This window comes from Mesorhizobium sp. M7A.F.Ca.CA.004.04.2.1, assembly GCF_004022825.1.
GTDB lineage: Bacteria > Pseudomonadota > Alphaproteobacteria > Rhizobiales > Rhizobiaceae > Mesorhizobium.
Genome location: NZ_RZPH01001415.1, coordinates 1 through 1,126, shown reverse-complemented (window position 1 = coordinate 1,126; position 1,126 = coordinate 1). Strand labels below are relative to the sequence as shown.

The following is a 1,126-nucleotide window of genomic DNA, read 5'->3' as shown; positions in this document are numbered from 1 at the left end:
GTCGAGGGTATCGTGCAGAGCATCACCGCCCGTACCGGCTTTGCCGTCGATCAGGTCAAGGTGGTCGGCAATCGCCAGACCTCGGAAATCGACATACTCGACAGGCTTGAACTCGACGGTTGGACGTCGCTGATCGGCTTTAATGCCGAGGCCGCGCGGGAACGAATTGCGACATTGCCGTGGATCGAGGTCGCGGCCGTCCGCAAGGTCTACCCGCATACTCTGGAAGTGCGCGTCGAGGAGCGTGAGGCTTTCGCGCTCTGGCAACAGGGTGACGCGCTTTCGGTCATCGAGCGGAATGGCGCCATGATCGCGCCGTTCTCGGGCGGCAAGCAGGCGCTCCTGCCGCTGCTGATCGGCATCGGCGCGCCGGCGAGCGCGCCCGATTTCCTGGCCAAGGTCGAGAAATATCCCGAGCTCGCGAGCCGGATCAAGGGTTATATCCGTGTTGGCGAACGGCGCTGGGACCTGAAGCTGGACAATGGCATCACCATCAAGCTTCCCGAGGATGACGAGGAACAGGCGCTCGCCGAACTCGTCAAGATGGATCATGACAACGGCTTGCTGTCGCGCGACATCGCCGCCGTCGACATGCGCCTGACGGACCGGCTGGTCGTGCAGTTGACGGCGGAAGCGGCGACGCAGCGCGAAGCCGCCCTCAACGAGAAACCCAAGAGCCTGAAGCGCAAGCCGGAGACGAAGATATGAACTGGCTTGGCGGTCCTGGCGATGCCGCGTCGCGCCGGTCCGGCACCCTGACGGTGCTGGATGTCGGTTCGAGCAAGGTCTGCTGCATGGTGGCCAAGCTGAAGCCATGCGATGACGGCAAGCTGCTGCGCGGCCGCTCGCACCGGATCCAGGTGATCGGCATCGGCCATCAGAAATCGCAAGGCGTGAAGTCGGGTGTCGTGGTTGACCTCGATAGGGCGGAACATGCCATCCGCCTTTCCGTCGACGCGGCCGAGCGCATGGCCGGGCTAACGGTCGATTCGCTGATCGTCAACATGACGGCCGGCCGGCTGAAGAGCGAAGCCTTCTCCGCCACCATCAATCTAGGCGGCCACGAGGCCGACGAGGCCGACATCAAGCGCGTTCTCGGTGCCGGCGCCAAGCAGGCGCTGAAGGC

The 1,126-nt window shown here is 64.1% G+C and carries 2 protein-coding genes; both read left to right on the top strand.

Annotation, left to right across the window (positions count from 1 at the left end; genetic code table 11):
• A partial coding sequence (locus EN893_RS35025) for a cell division protein FtsQ/DivIB (RefSeq protein ID WP_164901434.1) occupies nt 1–708 on the top strand: 708 nt, incomplete at its 5' end.
• A partial coding sequence (locus tag EN893_RS35020) for a cell division protein FtsA (protein ID WP_281062532.1) occupies nt 705–1,126 on the top strand: 422 nt, incomplete at its 3' end. The genes EN893_RS35025 and EN893_RS35020, both read left to right, overlap by 4 nt.